At 62.2% G+C, this 15,538-nt stretch carries 14 protein-coding genes and 1 pseudogene; 6 read left to right on the plus strand and 9 right to left on the minus strand.

From position 1 onward, the window contains the following. Nucleotides 1-8 precede the first annotated feature (8 nt). The 5 genes from ACP7CJ_RS11895 (at nucleotide 9) to ACP7CJ_RS11915 (ending at nucleotide 6,566) form a co-directional block, all read left to right on the plus strand. Nucleotides 9-1,400: a GntP family permease gene (locus ACP7CJ_RS11895; protein ID WP_426101512.1), complete on the plus strand. Its 1,392-nt coding sequence runs from the start codon at nucleotides 9-11 to the stop codon at nucleotides 1,398-1,400. Between the two features lie 7 nt (nucleotides 1,401-1,407). After that, nucleotides 1,408-2,181, plus strand: coding sequence for a 3-hydroxybutyrate dehydrogenase (locus tag ACP7CJ_RS11900; RefSeq protein WP_426101510.1), 774 nt, complete (start codon nucleotides 1,408-1,410; stop codon nucleotides 2,179-2,181). A gap of 177 nt (nucleotides 2,182-2,358) precedes the next feature. After that, nucleotides 2,359-4,314, plus strand: a complete 1,956-nt coding sequence (locus tag ACP7CJ_RS11905) for an acetoacetate--CoA ligase (protein ID WP_426101508.1) — start codon at nucleotides 2,359-2,361, stop codon at nucleotides 4,312-4,314. A gap of 139 nt (nucleotides 4,315-4,453) precedes the next feature. Beyond that, on the plus strand, nucleotides 4,454-6,259 hold the full coding sequence (locus tag ACP7CJ_RS11910) for a response regulator (RefSeq protein ID WP_276193366.1): 1,806 nt from the start codon (nucleotides 4,454-4,456) through the stop codon (nucleotides 6,257-6,259). A 31-nt stretch (nucleotides 6,260-6,290) separates the two neighbouring features. Further along, nucleotides 6,291-6,566: a peptidylprolyl isomerase gene (locus ACP7CJ_RS11915; protein ID WP_028622750.1), complete on the plus strand. Its 276-nt coding sequence runs from the start codon at nucleotides 6,291-6,293 to the stop codon at nucleotides 6,564-6,566. 118 nt (nucleotides 6,567-6,684) lie between these two features. Here ACP7CJ_RS11915 and ACP7CJ_RS11920 read toward each other — a convergent pair whose 3' ends face one another. The 8 genes from ACP7CJ_RS11920 to ACP7CJ_RS11955 all read right to left on the minus strand — a co-directional run bounded on the left by ACP7CJ_RS11920 (nucleotide 6,685) and on the right by ACP7CJ_RS11955 (nucleotide 13,289). Continuing rightward, complete coding sequence (locus ACP7CJ_RS11920; RefSeq protein ID WP_426101506.1) at nucleotides 6,685-7,593, minus strand: sugar kinase; 909 nt, start codon at nucleotides 7,591-7,593, stop codon at nucleotides 6,685-6,687. Nucleotides 7,594-7,710: 117 nt separating this feature from the next. Next, entirely contained in the window at nucleotides 7,711-8,919 is a 1,209-nt protein-coding gene (locus tag ACP7CJ_RS11925) for an amino acid deaminase (RefSeq protein WP_276193368.1), read from the minus strand. Between the two features lie 9 nt (nucleotides 8,920-8,928). Continuing rightward, nucleotides 8,929-9,693 carry an IclR family transcriptional regulator gene (locus ACP7CJ_RS11930; RefSeq protein ID WP_247401380.1) on the minus strand — a complete coding sequence of 255 codons (765 nt, stop codon included), beginning with the start codon at nucleotides 9,691-9,693 and terminating at the stop codon, nucleotides 8,929-8,931. A gap of 166 nt (nucleotides 9,694-9,859) precedes the next feature. After that, nucleotides 9,860-10,249: a RidA family protein gene (locus ACP7CJ_RS11935; protein ID WP_276193369.1), complete on the minus strand. Its 390-nt coding sequence runs from the start codon at nucleotides 10,247-10,249 to the stop codon at nucleotides 9,860-9,862. A 23-nt stretch (nucleotides 10,250-10,272) separates the two neighbouring features. Continuing rightward, the gene (locus ACP7CJ_RS11940) at nucleotides 10,273-11,055 is read right to left on the minus strand and encodes an amino acid ABC transporter ATP-binding protein (RefSeq protein ID WP_276193370.1); all 783 of its coding nucleotides are present in this window, start codon (nucleotides 11,053-11,055) and stop codon (nucleotides 10,273-10,275) included. After that, entirely contained in the window at nucleotides 11,052-11,714 is a 663-nt protein-coding gene (locus ACP7CJ_RS11945) for an amino acid ABC transporter permease (RefSeq protein WP_276193372.1), read from the minus strand. Before ACP7CJ_RS11945 ends, ACP7CJ_RS11940 begins: the two co-directional genes overlap by 4 nt. An 11-nt stretch (nucleotides 11,715-11,725) precedes the next feature. Continuing rightward, nucleotides 11,726-12,388, minus strand: coding sequence for an amino acid ABC transporter permease (locus ACP7CJ_RS11950; RefSeq protein ID WP_426101504.1), 663 nt, complete (start codon nucleotides 12,386-12,388; stop codon nucleotides 11,726-11,728). A 52-nt stretch (nucleotides 12,389-12,440) separates the two neighbouring features. After that, nucleotides 12,441-13,289, minus strand: coding sequence for a transporter substrate-binding domain-containing protein (locus ACP7CJ_RS11955; protein ID WP_276193374.1), 849 nt, complete (start codon nucleotides 13,287-13,289; stop codon nucleotides 12,441-12,443). A 374-nt stretch (nucleotides 13,290-13,663) separates the two neighbouring features. On the opposite strand from ACP7CJ_RS11955, the gene ACP7CJ_RS11960 reads away from it, so the two are divergent. Continuing rightward, a complete protein-coding gene (locus ACP7CJ_RS11960; protein ID WP_276193375.1) occupies nucleotides 13,664-14,026 on the plus strand; it encodes a thioredoxin family protein in 363 nt (120 codons plus the stop codon). Nucleotides 14,027-14,028: 2 nt separating this feature from the next. Here the strand turns inward: ACP7CJ_RS11960 and ACP7CJ_RS11965 are convergent. Next, nucleotides 14,029-15,324, minus strand: a pseudogene (locus ACP7CJ_RS11965) (TerC family protein); the annotation flags it as partial. Nucleotides 15,325-15,538 lie beyond the last annotated feature (214 nt).

The following is a 15,538-nucleotide window of genomic DNA, read 5'->3' on the forward strand; positions in this document are numbered from 1 at the left end:
GACACACCATGAGTGTGATCATTGCCCTGGCAGCCCTCGCGCTGCTGATGCTGGCTGCCTACCGTGGCTATAGCGTTATCCTGTTTGCCCCCATCGCCGCCCTCGGCGCCGTCCTGCTCACCGACCCGTCCGCCGTCGCCCCTGCGTTTACCGGGGTGTTCATGGAGAAAATGGTCGGTTTCATCAAGCTGTATTTCCCGGTATTCCTGCTCGGTGCCGTGTTCGGCAAGCTGATCGAGCTGTCGGGTTTCTCGCGCTCCATCGTCGCAGCCGCGATCCGTTTGCTCGGCACGCGCCAGGCGATGCTGGTGATCGTGCTGGTCTGCGCCCTGCTCACCTACGGCGGCGTGTCGCTGTTCGTGGTGGTGTTTGCGGTGTACCCGTTCGCGGCGGAGATGTTCCGCCAGAGCGATATCCCCAAGCGCCTGATTCCGGCGACCATTGCCCTGGGTGCGTTCTCCTTCACCATGGACGCGCTGCCCGGCACACCACAGATCCAGAACATCATCCCCAGTACGTTCTTCAACACCACCGCCTGGGCCGCGCCGTGGTTGGGGCTGATCGGCACGGTCTTCGTGTTCTGCACCGGCATGCTCTACCTGGCGCGCCAGCGCAACAAGGCGCAACGGGGCGGTGAAGGCTACGGCACCGAGCTGCGCAACGAGCCGGAGACCGCCGAAAACCTGAGCCTGCCTAACCCCTGGATCGCGCTGTCGCCGCTGATCCTGGTGGGGGTGATGAACCTGCTGTTCACCCACTGGATTCCGCAGTGGTACGGCAAGACCCACAGCCTCAGCCTGGCGGGCATGAGCACGCCGGTGACCACCGAAATCGCCAAGCTCACTGCGATCTGGGCGGTGCAAGCGGCGCTGCTGGTGGGCATCGTCATGGTGCTGGTGTTCGGCTGGTCAGCAATCAAAAGCAAGCTCGCCGAAGGCAGTAAGAGCGCGGTCAGTGGTGCGTTGCTGGCGGCGATGAACACCGCTTCGGAATACGGCTTTGGTGCAGTGATCGCCTCGCTGCCGGGCTTTCTGGTGCTGGCGGACTGGCTCAAGGGCATCCCCAACCCGCTGGTCAACGAAGCGATCACCGTGACCCTGCTGGCCGGTATCACCGGCTCGGCGTCCGGCGGCATGAGCATCGCCCTGGCGGCGATGTCCGAGAGTTTTATTGCTGCGGCCCACGCGGCCAATATCCCGCTTGAAGTGCTGCACCGGGTCGCGGCCATGGCCAGCGGCGGCATGGACACCCTGCCCCACAACGGCGCGGTGATCACGTTGCTGGCGGTCACCGGGCTGACCCACCGCGAAGCCTACAAGGACATCTTCGGCATCACGATTATCAAGACCCTCGCGGTGTTCGTGGTGATCGGTACTTTCTACGCCACCGGCATTGTGTGAGGTTTCTATGACGAACTTGAACGGCAAGACCGCCCTGGTCACCGGCTCCACCAGCGGTATCGGCTTGGGCATCGCCTTGAGTTTGGCCGAGGCCGGCGCCAACCTGATCCTCAACGGCTTCGGCGACGCCAGCGCGGTGATCGCCCAGGTGCAGGCATTCGGCGGCAAGGTTGGGCACCACCCGGCGGACGTCAGCGACCCGGCGCAGATCGCCGACATGATCACCTACGCCGAGCGCGAATTCGGCGGCGTGGACATTCTGGTCAACAACGCCGGCATCCAGCATGTGGCGGCGGTGGAAGCGTTCCCGGTGGAACGCTGGGATGCGATCATCGCGATCAACCTGTCGTCGGTGTTCCACAGCACGCGCCTGAGCCTGCCGGGCATGAAGGCCAAGGGCTGGGGGCGCATCGTCAATATCGCCTCGGTGCATGGCCTGGTGGGGTCGGTGGGCAAAGCCGCGTATGTGGCGGCCAAGCACGGCGTGATCGGCCTGACCAAGGTGGTCGGCCTGGAAACCGCCACCAGCAACGTGACCTGCAACGCGATTTGCCCCGGCTGGGTGCTGACGCCGCTGGTGCAGAAGCAGATCGATGACCGCGCGGCCAACGGTGTCGACCCGCAACAGGCCCAGCATGATTTGCTCGCGGAGAAGCAGCCGTCGCTGGAGTTCGTGACCCCGCCGCAACTGGGCGAGTTGGTGCTGTTTTTGTGCAGCGAGGCCGGTGCCCAAGTGCGGGGCGCGGCGTGGAATATCGATGGTGGGTGGCTGGCTCAATAAAACCAGACACTGGAGATTAAAACTGTGGGAGGGGGCTTGCCCCCGATGGCGGTGTATCAGTTAACACATTGATGACTGACCCATTGCTATCGGGGGCAAGTCGAATCGTCGCACCGCCCCTCCCACATTGGAACTCTATTGTTTGGAAGACTTGTACAAGAATAAGAGACTTTGCTGATGTCCGAGATCCTCTGGCAACCCTCCCCCGAACGCATCCGCCACACCCGGATGGACCAGTTCCGGCGCTTTATCAATGACCGCTACAGCGTGCAGCTCAGCGACTACCCGGCCTTGCACCAGTGGAGCATCGACCAGCGGCCCGACTTCTGGCAGGCGCTCGTGGCGTTTTTCGACGTGCAGTTTCGCAGCCCGCCCAGTGCGGTGTTGATCGAAGACGCCGAGATGCCCAGCGCCCAGTGGTTCCCCGGCGCAACCCTGAACTTTGCCGAACACCTGCTGCGCCGTCGCGACGATCACCCCGCTGTAGTCGCCATCGGCGAAGACGGCCAGCGCGAGCAACTGAGCTACGCCGAACTGGCCGCCCACGTCGCCGGCCTGCAACGCAGCCTGCGGGCGGCCGGGGTTGGGCTGGGCGACCGGGTCGCCGCGTGCATGCCCAACACCTGGCAAACCCTGGTCGGCATGCTCGCCACCAGCAGCCTGGGCGCGATCTGGTCGTGCTCATCGCCAGACTTCGGCACCCAAGGCGTGATCGACCGTTTCGGCCAGATCGAACCCAAGGTGCTGATCACCTGCGCCGGTTACCGCTACGCCGGCAAGACCATCGACCAGAGCGCCAAGCTCAACGAGATCCTCGAACGCCTGCCGTCCCTGCAGCAACTGATCATCGTGCCGTATGCGCGGCCCCAGGCGCGGGTCGAGGACTATCGGAGCGCCGCCAACGTCGCGCTGTGGAGTGACTTCTACCAACCCGGCGGCGCGCCTGAGTTTGTCGCGGTGCCGTTCGACCATCCGCTGTATATCCTCTATTCCAGCGGCACCACCGGCGTGCCCAAGTGCATCATCCACGGCACCGGCGGCGTGCTGCTCACCCACCTCAAGGAACACGGCCTGCACGCGGACCTGTCCCGTGAGGATTGCCTGTTCTACTACACCACCTGCGGCTGGATGATGTGGAACTGGCTGGTCTCGGTTCTGGCGCTCGGCGCCACGGCGGTGCTGTACGACGGCTCGCCGTTTCACCCTGGCCCCGAGCGCTTGATCGACCTGATCGACGCGGAACGGATCAGCGTGTTCGGCACCAGCCCCAAGTACCTCGTCACCCTGGAAAAGGCCGGGCTGCAGCCGCGCCTGAGCCATGACCTGGGCAGTCTCAAAGGGCTGATTTCGACCGGCTCGCCACTGTCGCCCCAGAGCTACGACTACGTGTACCGCGAGATCAAGCGCGAGGTGTGCCTGTCCTCGATGTCCGGCGGCACCGATATCGTCTCTTGCTTCGTCATCGGCAATCCGGTGTTGCCGGTGCGCCGCGGTGAAATGCAGTGCAAGAGCCTGGCGATGGCCATCGAGGTGTGGGACGACCAGGGGCGGCCGCTGGTCGGTGAAAAGGGCGAACTGGTGTGTACCCGGCACTTCCCCGCTATGCCCATTGGCCTGTGGAACGACCCGCAGCAGAAAAAACTGCGCGCCTCCTATTTCAGCCAATTCCCCGGCGTGTGGGCCCAGGGCGATTACGCCGAGCAGCGGCCCAACGGCAGCCTGCTGATTCACGGGCGCTCCGATGCGGTGCTCAACCCTGGCGGTGTGCGGATCGGCACCGCCGAGATTTATCGGCAGGTGGAAAAAGTCCCGCAGGTGCTGGAAAGCCTGGCCATTGGTCAGCGCTGGCAGGACGATGTGCGCGTGGTGCTGTTCGTGCGGCTCAACGATGGCGTCGAGCTGGATGACGCCCTCGAACAGCAGATCCGCCAGGTGATCCGCGCCAACACCACGCCACGGCATGTGCCGGCGAAGATCCTCACCGTCAGCGATATCCCGCGCACGATCAGCGGCAAGATCGTCGAACTGGCGGTGCGCAATGTGGTACATGGCGAACCGGTGAAAAACACCGACGCGCTGGCCAACCCGGAGGCCCTGGCACAGTTTCGCGACCGGCCTGAGCTGGCACGTTAAGGTGAAAGGTTTCAGCGCCAACGCACTCATTTGAAGACAAACCCCCAATGCATGCTATTTTTCGGGGGTAGTCACCCATCGTTGTCCCACCGGATAATGGGTGTTGTCATTTTTCAAAGCGTTACGCTCAGGGCTTTTTATGAAGGAAACATCCACCGGTAGCGAAGCCGCCGCATTGATTGCGCGGCTGGACTGGGCCAAAAGCCCCCTCGGTGAGGCCAATGATTGGCCGCAAAGCCTGCGCACCGCCGTGGATATTGTCGTCCACTCGCCGATGCCGATGCTGCTGTTGTGGGGCAGCGAACTCATCCAACTCTACAACGACGCCTTCGCCCTGCTGGCGGGCAACAAGCACCCTGACGCGATGGGCCAACCGGCGCACCAGACCTGGCCGGAATTGCACAGTTTCACCGCACCGATCTATGACGCGGTTCTCAGCGGCCAGGTGCGATCCTTCAGCGAACAGCGCTTTGTCCTGCAGCGCAACCAGCGCGACACCGAGATCTGGCTTGACCTGACCTACAGCCCGATCCGCGATGAATGCGCCAGCGTGTCCGGCATCCTCGTCACCGCCATCGAAACCAACGAACGCCGCCAGTTCACCCAGGAACTGCAACAGCGCTCCGAAGCCAGCCTCAAAGCCCAGCAAAGCACCGAGCAACGCCTGCGCCACCTCAACGAAAACCTCGAAGAGCGTGTGGCCCAGCGCACCCTGGCACTCGCCGAGGCCAACCAGCGCCTGCAAAACGAGATGGTCGAACGCGAGCGCGCCGAAGACGCCCTGCGCCATGCGCAGAAGATGGAAGCGGTGGGCCAGCTCACAGGTGGCATCGCCCATGACTTCAACAATATGCTCACCGGCATCATCGGCAGCCTGGACCTGATGCAACGCTACATCACCGACGGGCGCAGCGACGACATCGGCCGCTTTGCCGACGCCGCCGTGGCCTCCGCCCATCGCGCCGCCGCCCTCACTCATCGCCTGCTCGCGTTCTCGCGGCGCCAGTCGCTGGACCGCCGCCCGCTCGATCCGAACCAGTTGGTGGCCTCGCTGGAAGACTTGTTCCGGCGCACCAAGGGCGCGCACATCACGCTCAAGGTGCAACTGGGCAACGATATCTGGCCGGTGAACACCGACGCCAGCCAGTTGGAAAACGCCCTGCTCAACCTGGTGATCAACGCCCGGGATGCCATGCCCGAAGGTGGCGAACTGCTGATCGAAACCGCCAACAGCTACCTGGACGGCACCGACATCACCACGCTGGAACCGGTCAAGGCCGGTGATTACGTGATGCTCGGCGTGTGCGACAACGGCACCGGCATGGCGCCGAAAATCCTGGCCAAGGCCTTCGATCCGTTTTTCACCACCAAACCCATCGGCCAGGGCACCGGCCTCGGGCTGTCGATGATCTATGGCTTCGCCCAGCAATCCGGCGGCCATGTGACCCTCCACAGCGAACCGGGCCAGGGCACCTGCGTGCGTTTGTATCTGCCACGCCTGCACGGCACCGCCCTGGAAAGCAGCCTGCCGACCAGCCTCAGTGAGGCGCCGGTGGCCCTGGCCGGAGAGGCCGTGGTGGTGGTCGAGGACGACCCGGCCGTGCGCATGCTGGTGGTGAATGTACTCGATGAACTGGGCTACACCGCACACCAGGCAGCGGATGCGCGCACGGCCTTGCCGCTGCTGGAATCGGACTTGCGCGTGGATTTGCTGGTGACCGATGTGGGCCTGCCGGGCATGAACGGCCGGCAACTGGCGGAAATCGCCCGCCAGCATCGCCCGGGCCTGCGCATCTTGTTCATGACCGGTTATGCGCAAAAAGCCACCGAACGCCAGGGCCTTCTGGAAGACGGCATGGACATGGTCGCCAAGCCGTTTTCCATCGACCTGCTCGCCACCAAAATTCGCAGCATGATCAGCGTCGATGATTCAGTTAAGGCATAATCGCGCGCCGTCGCACACTTGGTAGAGAACCATGAAAGCCCAAGCCCGCCATATCCTAGTGAAAACCAGCGAAGAAGCCGAACAGCTCAAGCAGCGCATCGCCAAGGGCGAAGCGTTTGATGTGCTGGCCAAGAAGTATTCCACCTGCCCGTCTGGCAAGCGCGGCGGCGATCTCGGCGAGGTTCGGCCGGGGCAAATGGTCGGCGTGATTGATGCGGTGATCTTCAAGAAGCCGCTGCGGGTGGTGCATGGGCCGGTCAAGAGCAAGTTTGGGTACCACTTGGTACAGGTGTTTTATCGGGATTGATGGGTTGGCTTTAGGCCGCTATCGGGGGCAAGCCCCCTCCCACAGTGAGCGCATTTCATCTGGAAGAATGCGGTCAACTGTGGGGGGGGCTTGCCCCCGATCCGCCGCAGGCGGCCATTCACGCCCGAGGAATCAACGCCCCCGGCACCTGGATAACCCGGCTCGCCAGCCGATGCCCAGCCAAGGCCGCCTCTTGCGGCGAACCACCCTTGAGCCGACTGGCCAGGTACGCCGCACTGAACGAGTCCCCCGCCGCCGTGGTGTCTACCACCGTCTCGACCTTCAACGCTGGCACGGCAAAGCGCTGACCTGCGCAACGAATCAAACAGTCTTCGGCACCGCGCTTGAGCACGACTTCCGCGATTGCCGGATACGCCGCGAACACCTGCTCGCTGTCGGCATAACCAAACAACGCGTACTCGTCATCCTCGGTCAACAAGGCAATATCCACTTCGGCCAACACCTTGTGATAGGCCGCACGCGCCGCCTCGATACTGGCCCACAAACGCGGCCGGTAGTTGTTGTCGAACACCACCTGACCGCCGCGCCGACGGGTTTCGATCAAGGCGTGCAACAAACGCTCACGCCCAACTTCACCCAGCACCGCCAGGGTGATGCCGCTGAAATACACCACGTCATAGCCCGGTAACGCCGCCAAAATCGGTGCGGCGGCTGCCGTGGTGAAGCAGTCGCGCACGGCCGCTTCGTTGCGCCAGTAGAGGAATTTGCGCTCGCCATTGGCGTCGGTCTGGATGCAGTACAAACCCGGCAGCCGCCCGGGTAGGCGCTGGACCATGTCTAGGCCAAGGCCTTCGGCGGTCCACTGTTGGCACATGGCATCGCTGAAGCTGTCATCGCCCAGGGCGGTGACGTAGTCGACGCTGCCGATCGCCCCCAGCTCGCGGCGCAGGTACACCGCCGCGTTCAGGGTGTCGCCGCCGAAGCTCTGGTGCAGGCTGCCGTCGGCGCGGTGTTGCAGTTCGATCATGCATTCGCCGATGAGGGCGATGCGAGGGGTGGTGTTCATGCCTGTTGTCTCCGGTGCGGCTGATGGCCCCTTCGCGGGCAAGCCCGCTCCCACCTTTGAATGTGTTCGCACACCCAAAGGTCGCAGCGGGTTTGCTCACGATAGAGGCGACGCGGTCTAGAAGCAGGTATGCAGGGACTCGATCACCTGAAGTTGCTCATCCACCAGGCAACCGACCTGCCACTTGTCGAAGGTCAGGCACGGGTGGGAAGTCCCGAAGGAAATGATGTCGCCGATGCGCAGTTCAACCCCCGGTGCCACGCTCATGAACGCATGCTGGTCCATCACCGCTGTGACCTTGCACGCGCTTATGTCATCGCCTTGCGCCGGCACAATCCCGGCCTTGTAGCGCTTGAGCGGCACCGGCAAACCAGCGTCGTAAGCCACATCGCGTTTGCCCAGGGCGATCACCGCGAAGCCAGGCTCAGGCAACGATTGCACATGGGCCCAGACTTCCAGCGCCGGGCGCAGGCCTTCATTGAGGTCGCTACGCCGGTCGAGCACGCAGCATTGCGCGTCTTTGTAGATGCCGTGGTCATGGGCTACATAGCTGCCGGGACGCAGCACGCTGAGGAACCGACCGGCGGCGTTTTGCGTTTCGAAGGACTCGGCAATCAAGTCATACCAGGCCGATCCCGACGCGGTGATGATCGGCTTGGCCAGGTCGAACGAGCCATTGTTCTGCAGGTCCACGGCGAGGCGCACCAGGCTCGCGGCGAATTCGCGGATGCCGCTGATGGCGTGCTCACCGTGGATCACGCCTTCGTAGCCTTCGATACCGGTCAGTACCAACGCCGGCTGGGCCTTGATTGCCTTGGCCAGGTCGCGTACCGCCTGCTCGCTACGGCAACCACAACGGCCACCGACCACGCCGTACTCGATCATCACGTTCAGGTGCAGGCCACGGGCGGCGAAGAACAGGCCCAGGTCGGCGACGTTATCCGGGTGGTCGACCAGGCAGTGGAAGTCAAAGTCCGCGTCGGCCAGCAACTCGGCGATCAACGCCATGTTCGGCGCGCCCACCAGTTGGTTGGCCATCAACACACGGCGCACGCCACCGGCATAGGCGGCGCGGGTCTGTACCGCGCTGGCCAGGGTGATGCCCCAGGCACCGGCGGCGATCTGGCGCTGGAACAGGGCCGGCATCATGCTGGTCTTGCCATGGGGCGCAAGCTCGGCGCCGCTGTTGCTGACAAAGGCCTGCATCCAGCGAATGTTGTGTTCAAGGGCGTCGCGGTGCAGCACCAGGGCCGGCAGGCTGACGTCACGGACCAGATGGGCGCCGACAGCGGCGGCGCCTTTTGCAACGGCGTTGATGGCAGACATGAACAGCTCCTATTCGTTGATGCGACGGGCCAGGTTGTTGGCGCTTTCGATCAACACCCGGCGGTAGTCATTGTAGTTTTGACTGGCATCGGCCCGGGGGGCGACGATGCACAGGGTCGCAATGCTCACGCCCTGCGCGTCCCGGACCGGGGCGGCAAAGCAATGGGTAAAGGTGTCGGCCACGCTGTCGAAGGAAAAGAAGCCCTCGGTGCTGGCCTGACGGATCTGCGCGAGGAAGGTCTCCAGCGGCAAGCGCTGGCCGTCCGGCAGGATGAAGTCGTCGGGGTCGATCAGGTCGACGATCTGCTGGTCGCTCAAGTGCCCCAGTAACAGGCGCCCGGACGCGGTCCACGGGATCGGCGCGTTTTCGCCGATGTCCGAGGAAATCCGGAAATGCCGCTCGCCTTCACGCATCAGCGCCACCGTGTATTTGCGCCCGTTGAGCAGGCACATCTGCGCGGTTTCGTGGGTCTGGCTGACGATCGCCTGCAAGGCATGGTCGGCCTCGCGGGTCAGGTCAAAATGGCGCAGGTGCGCCTGGCCGAGGAAGTACAGCTGGCGGCCGAGGTAGACGTGCCCGTCCTTGCCCACGGTTTCCAAGATGCGACGCTCCAGTAAGGAGGCGACCAACTCGTAGACCGTGGACTTGGGGCTGCCGATGCCGCTGGCAATATCATTCGGGCGCAGGGGCTGGCCGATTTCCTTGAGAAAATCGAGGATATCGAATGCACGGTCCAGGCCTTTGGCGCGGCGTTTGATGGTGTCTTCGGTCATGGAAGTTTCGGTCCGCTGAAAGGTGTGTGCTGCACAGTGATCCCTTGTGGGAGGGGGCTTGCCCCCGATGGCGGTGTGCCAGTAGACACATCTGTTGCTGATACACCGCTATCGGGGGCAAGCCCCCTCCCACATTGGATTTGATGTGGTCTTGAGATGCGGGCATTTAGCCCTTTTTCTTGTAGGCCACGCAATCGATCTCGACCTTGCAATCCACCATCATGTTGGCCTGCACGCAGGCGCGCGCCGGGGCGTGTTCGGGGGTGAAGTATTCGCCGAAGACTTTGTTGAAGCTCCAGAAATCCCGGGGGTCTTCCAGCCAGACGCCGACGCGCACCACGTCTTTCAACGCGTAGCCGGCCTCTTCGAGAATCGCCACCACGTTGCGCATCGTCTGGCGGGTTTGTTCGACGATGCCGCCGTTGATGATTTCACCGTCCACCGCCGGCACCTGGCCCGAGACGTAGAGCCAGCCGTCCGCTTCCACCGCACGGGCGAAAGGACGTGGCTGGCCACCACCGGCGGTGCTGCCGGCGCCGTAACGCGTAATGCTCATAAATAGTGCTCCTTGACTGACAGTTAAAAACGAATGTTTTTCAGGAATTCCGCCAGGCGCGGCGACTGCGGGCGTTCGAAGATGTCCTTCGCCGAGCCCTGTTCTTCAATACGGCCCTGGTTCATGAAGACGATCTTGTCCGAGACTTCGTAAGCAAAGCGCATCTCATGCGTCACCAACAACATGGTCATGCCCTCTTCCGCCAGGCCCTTGATCACGCTGAGCACTTCGCCCACCAGTTCGGGGTCGAGGGCCGAGGTGACTTCGTCGAACAGCATCAGGCTCGGGTTCATCGCAATCGCACGGGCGATGGCCACGCGCTGTTGCTGGCCGCCGGACAACTGACCGGGGAAGTGATTGCGGCGCTCCAAGAGTCCTACACGGTCCAACCATTTTTCCGCCAAAGCCACGGCTTCGTCCTTAGGCATTTTCTTAACTTTCAACAAGCCCAAGGTGACGTTCTGCAGCGCCGTCAGGTGCGGGAACAGGTTGAACTGCTGGAATGCCATGCCGGTCATGGCGCGGTGCTGGGCGATCAGCCGCTCCGGATGGCGCACGCGCTTGCCGGCGATGTCGCGGTAGCCGATGGACTCGCCGTCCAGGGTGATTTGCCCGCCCTGGAATTCTTCCAGCAGGTTGACGCAGCGCAGCAGCGTGGTCTTGCCCGAGCCGCTGGAGCCGATCAACGTCACCACGTTGCCGCGCTGCATGGACAGGTCGACGCCCTTGAGCACCTCCACTGGGCCGTATTGTTTACGCAGGCCGCGAATGTCCAGCAGCGGTTGGGTTGTTTGAGGTTGGTTCATGGCAAGGCCACCCGCTTTTCAATGTAGCGCCCGAATAACTCGATGGCGTAGTTGATGACAAAAAACAGAAACCCGGCGAACAGGTAGAACTCCAGGGTCATGAAGGTGCGCGCGATCACCTGCTGGGTGCTGAGCAGCAACTCGGCGACGCCGATCACCGAAAGCAGGGTCGAGGCCTTGACGATTTCCGTGGAGGAATTGACCCAGGTCGGCAGGATCTGCCGCAGCGCCTGGGGTAGCAGCACGTAGCCCAGGGTCTGGTAGAACGTCAGGCCAATCGCCTTGCCCGCTTCCATTTGCCCGCGGGGAATGGCTTGCAGCGCGCCGCGCACGATCTCCGCGACGTGGGAGCCGCAGAACAACGTCAGCCCGACCGCACCGGCCTGGAACGCGCTGATCTGCCAACCGAGCGCCGGCAGCATGTAGAAACACGCCAACACCAGCACAAACACCGGCGTGCCACGGATCAGGTCGACATACAGGCGAAACGGCGCGCGCATCCAGAATCTACCGTAAGTCAGGATCAACCCCGCGACGATGCCGATCAGGGTGCCGAAGATAATCGCCAGCGCCGAGACATAGACGCTGGCCTGGAACCCCGCCCAGAGGGTGTCCCGGGCGATCCACAACTCATGCAGCCAGCTGGGGGATTGGTACATGCGAGCCTCTTCTAACGACGGATCGCCAGACGCTGTTCCAGGTAACGGAGCAGCATGGCGATCAGGTAACAGGCGGCCACGTAGAGCGCGGTCGTGACCAGCCAGGTTTCAATCACCCGGTAGCTTTCGACGTTGATCTTGCGGGCGTAATAAGTCAGCTCCGGCACCGCGATCGCGGCCGCCAGCGAGGTGTCCTTGAACAGCGAAATGAAGTTGTTCGACAGCGCCGGCAGTACGTTGCGCAGCATCACCGGCACGGTGATATAGGCGCGGATGCGCCACTCGCCGAGGCCGATGGCCAGCCCGGCTTCGCGCAAGCCCTTGGGAATATTCAACAGCCCGGCGCGGAACACTTCGGTCAGGTAGGCGCCGGCGTACAGCGACAGGGTGATGATGAACGAAGGGATCTTGTCCGGGCGGATGCCCAGGCTCGGCAACGCAAAGTAGATCAACAGGATCAGCACCAGGATCGGCGTATTGCGCACCACCGTCACATACACCGAAGCCAGGATGCGCAACGCCCGGTGCCTGGACAGCATGGCAAACGCCATCAGCAAGCCGATCACGCAGCCGATGGCGATCGACAGCAGCGCCAGCTCAAGGCCCAGCCACAGCCCCGCCAGCAAGGTGTCGAAGTCGCGCCACACGGCGGCAAAGTTCAACTGATAGTTCATGGTCGACAGTACCTGATGGGGGCGCCGTTCGCGGCGCCCCGGTTTTCACGAATCACTTGAACTCGACGGGGAAACCGATCGCAGGCTCCGGCAGGTCGACACCGAACCATTGCTTGAACGAGGCCTTGTAGGTAGGGAATTCCACACCGGTCATGGCTTCATGCAGCGCGGTATTGACGAAATTCAGCCAGTCCTGGTCGCCGCGCTTGACCGCGCACGCGTAGGTTTGCGGGCTCCAGGCGTAAGCCGGGCTGCGGTAGCGGCCAGGGTTCTGCACCATCAGGTATTTGACCGAAGACTGGTCGGTGGCGGCGGCATCGGCGCGGCCGGAGTTCACCGCCTGGTACATCAGGTCGACGCTGTCGTACTGATCGACCTTGGCCTTGGGCAGCGCCTGGTGGACTAGTTCTTCGGCGTAGACGTTTTGCAGCACGGCCACGGTGACGCCATCGCCGGCGGCTTGCAGGTCTTCGATTTCTTTGTATTTGCTGTTGTTCGGCAGCAGCAGGCCGACGCCTTCGCGGTAGTACGGCAGGGTAAACGCCACCTGCTGCGCTCGGCTGGCGGTGACGGTGATGAACTGGCAACTCATGTCGACCTTATCGGTCAGCAGGTTGGGAATCCGTGCGTCGGAAGACTGCACCACAAACTCGACCTTACTTGGGTCGTTGAACAAGCCCTTGGCCACAATGCGACCGATGTCGATATCGAACCCCTGCAACTTGCCATCCGCTCCCTGGAAGTGCCACGGCGCATTGGTACTGCCTGTACCCACGACCAGATGCCCACGCTTGAGCACATCATCGAGCTTGCTGCCCGCCGCCTGCACGGTGCTTGCGAGGGCAGCCGATGCGGCGAAGAGAAAAACACACGCTTTGAACACGGAAGGTCGGTGATGCATGACAAGCACTCCAGGAGTTGTGTATTCCGCTATACCGGAACTTGGTATGTAACAACGGAATAGACAGCAGAAAGTGTGCCATACGCAGTAATGGAAAAATACGCTGGGAATAAAGTCGTTTTAAATCAGCGGTATACATATTGATGCGGCATAAGGCGTAACACGAGTAACGGCAATCCCTTTGCTACCCAAGGCCCCACACCCCGTGACAGGTCCACATGGGCGCACCGCCCTGGCGTTACCGTGCACCTTTATCGCGCGCCCACACCTTGAACGGGCGTTGGCAGGTGTGTGAGTGACCTGTGAAGATTGACAGTAGACGTAGGTGATCTCCCCACCTAGCGTAAGCGCATGTACAACAGGGAGAAGCCCTCATGAACTATGTCAACGCCGTGGTTAAGGACAAGGCTGCGTTTGAACGGGAACTGAGTACCCCGCAGCCTGTGTTTGTCGTTTTCATCTCACATGACTGCACCGCGTGCAGTGACGCGATGCCGCGGTTCCTACGAATCAGCGAGCGTTACAAGGGCCAGGTCAAAGTCATGATCCTTGACTGCGTCAACACCCCCAAGCATCCGCGTGTCGACCGCATCCCGATGCTGCTGATCTACCGCGACCAGGTACTGCTCGACGCCCTGCCCGGCCTTGGCGAAGACGCGCTGAAAAAAGCCTTCGAGCAGTACACCCGAGCCTACGCGGTTACGCCTGTAGCAACGGCACCCGGAAAACCTGCATGACCCGTGGCGTCCGGCAATTCACCGGCGATGGACTCAAGGATGTCGGTCATGCTCAACACGCCGATGAAATCACCGCACTCGTTGATCACGAAAGCAATGTGGGTCGAGGCCTGGCGCATCTGCTCCAGGGCGTTGAGGATCGAGCAGCTCGCCAGCAGGTTGATCGCCCGGCGCGCCAGGTGCTCAAGGTTCAGCTCATTGCCGGCCAGGTACTCCTTGAGCAACTCCTTTTTTTGTACAAAACCTAATGGCTCATCGACAGCGCCGTTGCGGATCAACGGCAGCCGCGAGTAGGACGAACGCATCAGTTTTAGGCGGATAGTGTCGAGATCGTCCGCCAAGTCGATAAAGTCGACCGTGGCCCGTGGCGTCATCAAGGTGCGGATCGGCCGCTCGGCCAGTTGCAGCACGCCGCTGATCATCACCCGCTCACGTCGATCAAACAGCGGGCCCTGAGTCATATCCGGCTCACCCAACAGGTCGGCCACCTCTTCGCCCACCTCTTCCTCTGCCAGGCTGCGACCACCGAGCAAGCGCATCACCGCATGGGCGGTGCGCTCACGCATGGGCAATACGCCTTGCGCAGCCTTCTTGCGCCGAGCCCGGGCAATCTGGTTGAACACCTCGATCAGGATCGAGAAACCAATCGCCGCGTACAGGTAGCCCTTCGGAATGTGGAAGCCCAGGCCTTCGGCGGTCAGGGCGAAACCGATCATCATCAAAAAACCCAGGCACAGCATGATCACCGTCGGGTGCGCGTTGACGAAACGGGTCAGCGGCTTGCTCGCGACAATCATCAGGCCGATGGAAATGATCACGGCGATCATCATCACCGCCAGCTCATCGACCATGCCCACGGCGGTAATCACCGCATCGAGGGAGAACACCGCGTCGAGCACCACGATCTGCGCGACGATCGGCCAGAACATCGCATAGGCCACATTGCCCGAGCGTTGCGCCACATGGCCTTCAAGGCGTTCATGCAATTCCATGGTGGCCTTGAACAACAAGAACACGCCGCCAAACAGCATGATCAGGTCACGCCCGGAGAAGCTCTTGTCGAACACCTCGAACAACGGCTGGGTGAGGGTCACCAACCAGGAAATACTCGCCAGCAAGCCCAGGCGCATCAGCAAGGCCAGGGACAAACCGATCAACCGCGCACGGTCGCGCTGCTCCGGTGGCAACTTGTCCGCCAGGATCGCGATAAACACCAGGTTGTCGATGCCCAGCACCAGTTCCAACACAATCAACGTCAACAGGCCGAGCCAGGCCGTGGGGTCCGCTAACCATTCCATTTATAGAGTCTCTTTATCGGTGTTCAGAATGCCGGGCACGGCAAAGCGCGGTCAGAGGACCGGGACAGGGTTAGCCGTTGGAATACGGGGTGCTTCAGCGGGAACAGCAACAGCGGTTGTCTTGGGGAAAGACGACTGGGAGGCTCCGAGAGGGCGTTCATGCAAGTCCTGAATTAACAAAAGGACTTGAATCCTACAGTCGAACCACAAATTC

The sequence above is a fragment of the Pseudomonas sp. PSPC3-2 genome (assembly GCF_049897085.1).
Taxonomy (GTDB): Bacteria; Pseudomonadota; Gammaproteobacteria; order Pseudomonadales; family Pseudomonadaceae; genus Aquipseudomonas; species Aquipseudomonas paraveronii.